We start from the raw sequence: 2110 nt of genomic DNA on the forward strand, positions 1-2110 counted from the left end.
CTAATGGATTCTTGTNGAATAACCGCCACCGAATTAACACACAACAGTACTGAGTTATTTAACTCATACATCTATTATTAATTGGAAATATAAATGAAAAAGTTAGCTATTATTGCCTCAATCGTTGCTGCATTCGCGGGTGTTAACGCTGCTCAAGCCGCTTCTACCGGTACCATCACTTTTAACGGTGAACTGACAGCATCTACTTGTGACGTGTCCGTCGACGGCCAGGGTGCAGACGCAACAGTAGTACTGCCAACTGTCGGTACTAACCAGTTGACTTCTGCTAACCAGGTTGCAGGCAGCACCGGCTTTAACATGGCACTGAGCAACTGTGCTGGCACCCTGAAAACAGTTTCGGCTTTCTTTGAAGCAGGCCCAAGTGTTGATGTGGTTACCGGTCACCTGAAAAACGTAAGCGGTACTGCTGGCCAGGTTAGCCTGGAACTGCTGGACGCGTCTAACGCCATGGCACCAATTAAAGCCGGTAACAGCAGCCAGACAACCAGCACGACTTATATTGATGCTGCTACGGGTTCTGCAACACTGCCGTATGCGGTTCAATATTATGCTGATGGCGCAACCACTGCCGGTACTGTTGTCAGCAACGTGGTTTACTCTATTCAATACAAATAAGTATTAACGAGTAACACAGAAATATAAAAGGGCAGATATCTGCCCTTTTTGACGATAAGCACTAAAATTAAAGCATGCACACATTCATTAAGTGTCGAGGTTGTTATGAACAGCACTAACCGTTTTTTATTAACTGTCTTCTCAGCCTTGTTCTTGATTCTATTTGTCGGACGCTCTGTTCAGGCCAGTGTGGTTATTACCGGCACCCGGGTAATTTATCCGGAAAAACAAAAAGAAGTGACGGTAAAGGTGAATAACACCGGCACCGGCCCGGTGGTATTACAAAGCTGGATTGATAACGGGGATGTGAATGCCCGCCCGGAAACGTTAAAAGTGCCTTTTGTACTGACACCACCGATTAACCGGGTTGAGCCGAATAAAAGCCAGACACTGCGCATCAGTTATACCGGTGCGGCTTTACCAAAAGATAAAGAATCTGTTTTTTGGTTAAATGTCTTAGAGATCCCGGCTAAAGCGGATGCGGGTAGCAGCCAGAACTATTTACAGATGGCCTACCGTTCCCGTATTAAATTGTTCTTCCGTCCTACCGGTTTGGTCGGTAATCCCAATGATGCCGCACAATCTTTAGTCTGGACCAAAGTCCCCGGCGGACTTAAAGTCACCAATCCGACACCGTTTCATGTTTCGTTGGTCACGGTGGGGATAACGGGCAGTAAAACAGCGCCGGTTGAAGGCCAAATGATTAGCCCTAATAATTCGCTGACCTTTTCGTTACCGGGAAATACCGCCGGCAATAATGTTGATTTTGAATTTGTTAATGATTATGGCGCACTCAATAAACTGAGCCAGCCCATTAAACCTTAATTTAATTTATATACAGCAGTCATACACAGCGTCCGCTGGTTATCTCGTGGGGGCGGAATACGTCTGTACACTACGGAATAATTGAATAATGAAACACCCTGCAATGCCTTTTTCAGCAGAACAGCCTACCCGCAATGTTGGTTTAACGCCCGTTGCGGCGGCGATTATTACCGTTTTTTTGTCACCCACTGTTTTTGCTGTTGATAGCATTGGAAAAACAGAGAGTACTGTATCACTTGAGCCTAATAAACCTCAGGCTGTGGAGTTTGACAGTATTTACTTAAATACCGAACACGGTGGTTCCGGCATTGATTTAAGCCGCTTCTCGAAAGGGGGCAGCGTGTTACCCGGCATTTACCGGGCTGACATTTATTTAAACAATACCCTGATTGGCAATGAGAATGTGGAGTTTAAGGCCCGCGACGATAAAAGTGTCCATGCCTGCTTATCCTCGTCGGTCATTGCCAGCCTTAATCTCAAACCTGACGCGCTGCCGCCTGAATCACTGGCTCCGCTGAAAAAAGACGCGGGCTGTGTTGATCTGGCGTCGCTGATCCCCGATGCCCAGGTGACTTTTGACAGCGGCGAACAACGGCTGGATATCGCTATTCCCCAGGCATTGTTACTCCGTACCGCCCGTGGCACCGTC

General features: G+C 47.0%; 3 protein-coding genes. All 3 read left to right on the forward strand.

What is annotated here, in order from left to right; translation table 11 throughout:
• The first annotated feature begins 93 nt into the window (after positions 1 to 93).
• Positions 94 to 636, forward strand: coding sequence for a fimbrial protein (locus V1952_RS21420; RefSeq protein ID WP_372560258.1), 543 nt, complete (start codon positions 94 to 96; stop codon positions 634 to 636).
• Positions 637 to 741: 105 nt separating this feature from the next.
• The gene (locus V1952_RS21425; protein ID WP_420075510.1) at positions 742 to 1461 is read left to right on the forward strand and encodes a molecular chaperone; all 720 of its coding nucleotides are present in this window, start codon (positions 742 to 744) and stop codon (positions 1459 to 1461) included.
• An 88-nt stretch (positions 1462 to 1549) separates the two neighbouring features.
• Positions 1550 to 2110, forward strand: a 561-nt coding sequence (locus V1952_RS21430; RefSeq protein ID WP_420075511.1) for a FimD/PapC N-terminal domain-containing protein, incomplete at its 3' end; no start/stop codon positions are given.

It is taken from the genome of Yersinia sp. 2542 StPb PI (genome assembly GCF_048593855.1).
Classification (GTDB): Bacteria; Pseudomonadota; Gammaproteobacteria; order Enterobacterales; family Enterobacteriaceae; genus Yersinia; species Yersinia enterocolitica_E.

Bases quoted from the DNA above. Each gene is read 5' to 3' on its own strand.
- V1952_RS21425 (WP_420075510.1), top strand. From the start codon at position 742: ATGAACAGCACTAACCGTTTTTTATTAACTGTCTTCTCAGCCTTGTTC.
- V1952_RS21420 (WP_372560258.1), top strand. From the start codon at position 94: ATGAAAAAGTTAGCTATTATTGCCTCAATCGTTGCTGCATTCGCGGGT.